5 protein-coding genes and 1 pseudogene are annotated in these 7,351 nt (G+C 57.2%); all 6 read right to left on the reverse strand.

Translation table 11 applies throughout. The features are described from left to right. Positions 1-33 precede the first annotated feature (33 nt). The gene (locus ACFHWW_RS33400) at positions 34-1,359 is read right to left on the reverse strand and encodes a P1 family peptidase (RefSeq protein ID WP_379943611.1); all 1,326 of its coding nucleotides are present in this window, start codon (positions 1,357-1,359) and stop codon (positions 34-36) included. 134 nt (positions 1,360-1,493) lie between these two features. After that, entirely contained in the window at positions 1,494-2,546 is a 1,053-nt protein-coding gene (locus ACFHWW_RS33405; RefSeq protein WP_379943613.1) for a C45 family autoproteolytic acyltransferase/hydolase, read from the reverse strand. 665 nt (positions 2,547-3,211) lie between these two features. Continuing rightward, entirely contained in the window at positions 3,212-3,688 is a 477-nt protein-coding gene (locus ACFHWW_RS33410; protein WP_379943615.1) for a carboxymuconolactone decarboxylase family protein, read from the reverse strand. Positions 3,689-3,781: 93 nt separating this feature from the next. After that, positions 3,782-5,107, reverse strand: coding sequence for an aspartate aminotransferase family protein (locus ACFHWW_RS33415; protein ID WP_379943617.1), 1,326 nt, complete (start codon positions 5,105-5,107; stop codon positions 3,782-3,784). Positions 5,108-5,712: 605 nt separating this feature from the next. Continuing rightward, a complete protein-coding gene (locus ACFHWW_RS33420) occupies positions 5,713-7,110 on the reverse strand; it encodes a CapA family protein (protein WP_379943619.1) in 1,398 nt (465 codons plus the stop codon). 27 nt (positions 7,111-7,137) lie between these two features. After that, positions 7,138-7,351 (reverse strand): annotated as a pseudogene (locus ACFHWW_RS33425) (hypothetical protein); the annotation flags it as partial.

Here is a 7,351-nt window from a genome sequence, read left to right on the forward strand (position 1 = left end):
AATTCGGGCTGCGAGCGCCTTTCCCCGATAAAATTATCCATTTGCATTGCCTTTTTTTACGATCTCCCGATAAGGGAGAGCATCAACGCGATATCCATTTATTCCTATCATGCATTCTGCCGCAACCATGGCATTTAAGATCGCTTCCTCTGTGGCATCGACTGCTGCCTCGAAAAATGGCGTCAATCCTGCATTTGGATACATGCTGATGCTGAGAGGTAGAGCAGCGCCATCGCAATTATCTGAAGCAATGGCGTTTGCTGTCGAAAACGCTACGAAGATCTCTCCAGAGGCCTCCGTTGCAATTCCCCCAAGTCTAGCTATACCCATGGAGGGCCTCTTTGCAAGCCTTTTCAGCTGATGTGGCAGCAATGGAGCGTCCGTAGCAATCACGACTATAATAGAACCTTCTCCCAAACAGCCATTTTTAGGCGGCATTAATCTGTTTTCGGTTTCCGGTTCTCTGCTCTGAGTATCACTAAGCTTCACACCAGCAATTCGTAAATCTTTCCTCCGTCCGTAATTCGCCTGCACAAGCACGCCAACAGTGTACTTTTCTGAAAATCCTTCAACAACTCGAGACGATGAACCTATTCCGCCTTTGTACTCATAACAAATCATTCCAGTTCCACCTCCGACATTACCTTCCAGAACCATGTCTGAATTGGCATTGTTGAGCGCAGAATATACATGCTCATCGCGAACATGAAACCCGTTAATGTCGTTTAGTATCCCGTCATACGTTTCTCCTACAACAGGAACCGTCCATTCAAATTTGTATCCGTTGGACAACATCCATTTTATGGCAGCATCTCGAACAATACCCACGCTATGCGTATTGGTAATCAAGATGGGACCCTCGATATATCCGCGCTCCTCAACCCAAGTAAGTCCGGTCACTTCGCCCGCCGCGTTAAGTGCGAATGATCCAGCGAAAGAAGAGCGAGGATCCTTGCGCCCCCGGGGGAGAATTGCCGTGACACCAGTTCGAACAGGGCCTTGTCCCACAATCAGTGAACCTTCTCCCGAAACCAAGGTGGTATGCCCAACCTCCACTCCGGCAACGTCTGTTATAGAATTCTTTGCTCCTGGCAGGCCCGAGAAAGGAAATCCAACGTCTCGTGCACGGACTCTCCTCTGTGACATATCACACACTCCATCTTCTCTATGACTATTCCCGAAAGGGCTACAGTTGGCCGGATCTGCAACCCAAGAACAGGTAAGGGCGGCGAGATACATGTCGAAGACACTGCCGCCCTGTTGTCTGATAGCGTTTGCTGCGGCCGTGGCAGACGGCACGGCGGTGGCGATCCCGAAACCTATGCTGCTATGGACGTGCTGTGGCACTTCCGCGCTCATGCATTTCTCCTAAGTTAGAAGGTGCGTGTAGCACGGAGGAAGCGTCGCAATCCTGCAAACCCGCGGTGCGGGTGCATAACGTCCGCCGTTGGAGAGAAAGAAGCGCTGGTCCAATCGACGCGCGCGGCGCCCGACTAGACCACGCGCATCGTTCCGCTGAGCACGTCGCGCTCGTCCGGCGCCGCGTGCACGCGCCATTCGATTCGATCAGGGAAAAGCGCGAAGACGCTCGTGGCGAGGGTCAGAGAGTTGTCCGAGCCGTTCTTATAGATCGGGGTGGTCTCGTCGAAGAGCATTGCCTCCGCGCCCGCCGCCAGCTTGCCTTCCGCGATCATCCGGTCCGCCGCCTCCTGCCGGTCGCGGGAAGACGGGGTAATTGTCTGCTCCAGCCCGTCGAATTCGGCGAAGAGCAGGTGGTTGGCGTGGGCTCGGGGCGAGAAGACCTCCCGAACGGCGCAGCCTGAGCCCGGCGCCTCGACAGAGGCGAGCCGGCGCGTCTTCGCCTCACCGAGATTATGATGGAAGCCGCTAGCGCGGTCCTTGCGTTTCAGGATTTCGACCGCTTCGTCGAGCCCTCTCGCGCCGAGGATCGCGCGACCGATAATCTGTCGCGGCACGCCAGGCTGAAGATCGTGGGTTCTGATGTTGTTGATAGTCTGGACAAGCCCGGCCTCGTTCAGGCCGAATGTGTGCCCCGGCAGCATGCCGGGATACGTGAAGCTGCTCCAGGCCGGCCCCTCGTCGGGCGCGACTTCCACCCACAGACAGGTGCCGAGAAGCTCCGCCGCGCCGTCCTCGTTATGGGCGATTGCCGCCGGGCCGTCGCCTTCCGCCGGAATCAGGAGCGAAGTGCAGCCCGTGGCTGCGACGGCTTTCGTCGCCGGGGAGACGTCCTCGGGAAGCCGGAGGTCGCCCCGGCAGTTCCAGAGGAAGACCGTTTCGAAATCCTGCTCGGCGCCCGCGGCGATCCCCTCAATTTCACGCACGAAACGGGGATAGGCCGTGCGGGCCGCCGATTCCAGAGCCTTCAGATAGTCCGATCCGCGCCAACGGGCCTCAAGTACCCGATATTCCTCGGTGCGCAGGACGCGCTCGCGCAAGGCGAAGGCGCTGGCCCGCCCGAGCACGAAGCCGATGGATAAGGCGTCGCCCTTGGCGCGGACGCGGGAGATGGGATTGCTGGACATAGGGGCCTCTGCTTCCTGTGAGTCACTGTTAATAATTAGACGGCCAGCCCGAGCGGCGCTCGCGCCGACGGCGACGGACAAGACTGAGCGGAGCCGCCGCGAGACGCGCCCTGCTCAGAACGCCACGACGGAACATATCGGTTTTCATGTTGTGACCCCTCCGGCGCGTTATGCGCCGCTCCGCGAGGAAACAAGGCGCACAGGCAAGACCCCGCGCCCTCTAAGAGGATGGCACACGATTCCCTCGCTGTATTCAGGCGAATGCCCTCCATAGTCTTGATGCTCCAATTGATGCATATAATATCAAATGAGTCAAATGTTTCTTCTCCTGGCAATGGGTTCACCGCGGGTTGGAAACCTGGAAGATGCGGATGGGCGAACCGGGGACTATGGAAGAGGTCGCCGGTCGAGATCGGGATCTATTTTGTTTACTGAATCTCAGTTTTGCGCGGACAAAGCCCGGCGGTTTCAGGTAAGATGAGGAATTCGGCTTGAGCCGTATCTCTGGCCGCATGGTGGATATGTGGTGCAGGTGCTGCTCCGCGGCTTGCTGCGCACTTCGGCCTCGAGGTCGGCCCGGTAGGTGCCGTCAGGTTCGGGGCCGCCCCCGCGAGTTCACCGAAGGAATACCCGATCTGGCCGAGATCTTTTAGCTCGCGCGGGACCTATAGCGGACGCTCGGTCATCTCAGCTGCCGCCGCCTCGTCTATTGGCGTGCCGTAGGTCATCAAGATGTAGCCTAATATGGAGTAAAAGCCGACAGTAGCCATCAGATCGAATACACCTTCTCTCCCCACGGCGACAGATAGCGCGCCCTCGATATCTGACGGCAAACGAAAGCTATCGATGAGCGCATCAACTGCTCGGGCAATTAAGCCATCCTCTCCATCTGGCATGCCACGCATGGCCCGGATGCGCGCATCTGATATACCAAGCCCTCGGGCGCGGCTAACGTGATGCACCCATTCATATGCCGAATCCATCCGATGAGCGGCTCGCAAGATCACGAGTTCGGACCGAACGGGGCCGAGAGCGCTGTCCTTGACGACATGCTGGCGCAACGGAGCCCATGCCTTCAATAGGGCCGGATGATGGGCCATTGTGCGATAGACGTTCAATGCGCCGGCAAAGCCACTTTTCATATTCGCGATTTCGCTGGGCCAGAGTTCGTGGGTTATGGGCGGACACGGCGATGTCGTCATTGAAAAGTCTGACACGGATCAAGAGTCCTTTCCTTAGTTCGCAACCGCGGCATTTATGGCGGCAGCCAGCCGTTCTACGATCAAATCGATCTGCTCGGGCTGAATAATATAGGGAGGCGCCAGCAGCACATGGTCGCCATTTACCCCGTCGACGGTGCCACCCATGGGGTAGCACATTAGACCCCGCTGCATCGCCTCCCGTTTAATCTTGGAATGGATTTTGCGGCTCGGTTCGAAAGGCATCTTTGTGTCCTTATCCGCAACAATTTCGATACCGCGGAAGAGGCCTCGGCCGCGGATGTCGCCGACGCAAGGCGATTGGCCGAGTGCTTCGTCAAGTCCTGCCTGAAGTCGTTCACCCATCTTAACAGTGTGTTCCATGAGTTCCGAACGCCGCAGAATCTCGACGACCTTGCTGGCCGCCGCTGCAGCGATCGGATGACCGATATATGTGTGTCCGTGCTGGAAAACGCCCGAACCTTCCGCGAAGGCCCGATAGATTTTCTTAGACAGCATCACCGCGCCGATCGGTTGGAAGCCTCCGCCCAATCCCTTCGCAATGGTCACCAGGTCGGGCATTATGCCCTCCTGCTCCAAAGCGAAAATCGTGCCTGTGCGGCCCATGCCACACATCACTTCATCAAGGATGAGCAAAATGCCGTACTTGTCGCAGATGTGGCGAATCAGCTTGAAGTAGTCGGCGACCGGCCCGACTGCACCGAGCGTCGCACCTACAACGGGTTCCGCCACGAAAGCCATGACCTCGTCGGTCCCCAGTTCGATAACCTTCGCCTCCAGTTCGGCGGCGAGACGGTTGGCATAGTCTTCCGGGGTTTCGCCTAACTGCATCTCGCGATAAGCGTAGCACGGCGAAACATGATGGGTTTCTGGCAAAATCGGCCTGAATTGCGCGCGCCGCCACGCATTCCCGCCAGTTGCCAATGCACCAATGGTGTTTCCATGATAGCTCTGCCGCCGCGCAATAATGTGGCGTCGCTGGGACTGCCCGATTTCGACATAATACTGCCGAGCCATCTTGAGCGCGGCCTCGACAGCTTCGGAACCACCCGAAACTAGATAAACATAATCAAGTCCCTTAGGTGCTATTTCAACCAATTGCTCAGCAAGCTGCTCAGCCACGTCGGTCGTAAAGAATGACGTATGCGCGTAGCTGATACGCCCCATCTGTGCCTTCATCGCTTCCACAACTTCCGGATGATTGTGTCCGAGGCAACTTACCGCCGCACCACCCGAGCCATCTATGTAGCTCCGACCTTCGCTATCCGTGATGTAGATGCCTGATCCTGCTACGGCTCTTGGCATATTCGTGCCGATGGTTCGGTGGAGGATTTTGGTCACTGTCACTTCTCAGCCTGTCTGTTTTGCCGGCGTTCCGGCGGATCCCACTATTGATTCGCAGGTTTCACGAGAGAATGCAACAATTGTTTTATTTTCTCTATTTTGCGTCATTTGCTTTGTTGTCGAGAACTGATCAATCACCTAGCGTTCAATGCCGAAATGGGGAGGCAGTCCAAATTCGCTAGTGAAGACCCGGAACCGGTGGCTTTCGGGGGAATGGCCGCGATAGCCAGCGTCGGCGAGGACGCGATCGATCTCCTTCCCGATGGTTTTCTCCATCTCCGCACGGACGGCAACGACTTCATTCTGGCACATCAGATGCCGTGTGGGCCGTCCACTCCAACAAAAAATCGGACTCAGCGAGCGCTTTTCCTGCAACACTGCGCCGCAGGAAAGCTGAGATTACAGAGCACGATGAGAGGTGTATGGATAGTTCACCACTAGGTTTCTCTGGATATGAAGAATGTTCACCATATCGAGGTCATCCGGCTCCGCGCCGACCCTCAAGCTTCGGCATCTCCGCTACACGACGGCTGCCGGCCAACATGGCAGTTTGCGACGCGCAGAGGAGGCACATCGCATCGAGCAGTCAACGCTGAGCCTCGTCATCGCTCCGAGCTCGGCCGCAGCCGGATCAGTCCAACGCCGTTCTCGATGGCGATTTGCGTGCCAAATGGTTTCGAAAGCTTCTGTAGCCGCTCCAGAATTGTTACTGCCTGCGTTGCGGGAGCAAGACGCGGCACTCCCCGATTGGCAAACCTCTTCGAGCGACCAAGCTCGATCGGATACAGCCGCAATTCAACGAGCTGGTTCTGCTCAAAGCGGCTGACGCTGACAACACTCTCATAATAAATCGCGTCGGATTGGGGACCTACTAATCCTTCTGCTGTCGGGTATCCTTTAGCCACCTCATCAACCGTCACCTCGGCATCGGTATGGACCCGAGGATCCTTGCTGTATTCGTCGAACATATCAGCACCTACGGGCGTACGGAGGTCCTGACAAAAGAAATTCCCCAAGCTGTAAAAGATGGGCCGCCCTTTGTAGATCTCGATGCCTCGCAACAGATGCGGTCCGTGTACGACGTATGCATCTGCTCCAGCATCTATCAGCCTGCGGGCGAACGATTGTTCGTAGTCGGGCGGTTCCTGGCTCCATTCTCCGGGCTCGTGCCCGTGGTTCGTGACGATGCAGAAGTCGGAGAACTGCTTGCCTCGACGAACGTTTCGTAGAATGCCGGCGACATCGCGTGGGTCAGCTTCGAAGCTGTAACCGGCGTGGTCGCCCGTTTTGTATGTCGCCTCCTCAAGCACGACACGGTTTGGATCCTGACCGGCGGGCTTGAAGCCTGGCAACACTTCGCCTATCCGCTTCAATTGTTCCAGCATTTCCCGCGGTACCACGATGTTTTTGATCAAGCGAAGGGCGTTGAGTCCCGGTCTGCCCGGCGCCTCGCCGGCGGGATCGCACGCTCGAGCCATGGGACAGAACGTCGCAGCAAATGAGACCAACGCCACGCGACCGCGCGACGTTTCCAAGAAGCGAGCGGCTCCCGCTTGTGCGAGATTTTCGCCTGCGCCTGCATGGATAATTCCATTTTCATCGAGCGCGCGGCTCGTCTCTTGCATGCCTTCTCGGCCCCAGTCGAGCGTATGGTTGTTCGCGCGACTGACCATATTGAAGCCCATGGCCTTCAAGTCAGGTCCCAGTTCCGGGGCGCTAATGCAATATGCCCCGCCGTACTCAGCCTGCGGGCATCCTTTGGACCGAACATCCAAGATGTTGGTTTCCAAGTTGCCGAAAGTGACGTCGGCCTCATGAAATATCCCGAGGACATCGGCGAAGCCAGGATGATAGCCCTTCGTTACAGGCCGTGCGAAGAGAAGGTCGCCAACTGCTACCATTGTGAAGCCGTCTTCAACGTTTGTGGCAATTGAACCGACCGTATCAAAGCCACCGTCCTGTGTCGGATGGCCTCCGTCGTCGTACAAATCTCCATCCATATGATCCTACTTTCCACAACTGCCGATTCAACTGTCGGCTATACTTGCGTTTTCGATGCCTGGACCCGGTGACATGAGGCTGAACCGCATGAATGCCGTCGCAGCCGACCGAGTGGGAATGTCAGTAGCCGGCGCGCGCACATGACAGGCGACGAGGCGTCCGTCTGGCATTGGCACCAAAGGCGGCACGTCGATGCGGCAGCGCTCGACGGCGAGCGGGCAGCGCGGGTGAAACGCGCAG

This window comes from Sinorhizobium sp. P24N7 (assembly GCF_042436655.1).
Taxonomy (GTDB): domain Bacteria; phylum Pseudomonadota; class Alphaproteobacteria; order Rhizobiales; family Rhizobiaceae; genus Sinorhizobium; species Sinorhizobium meliloti_A.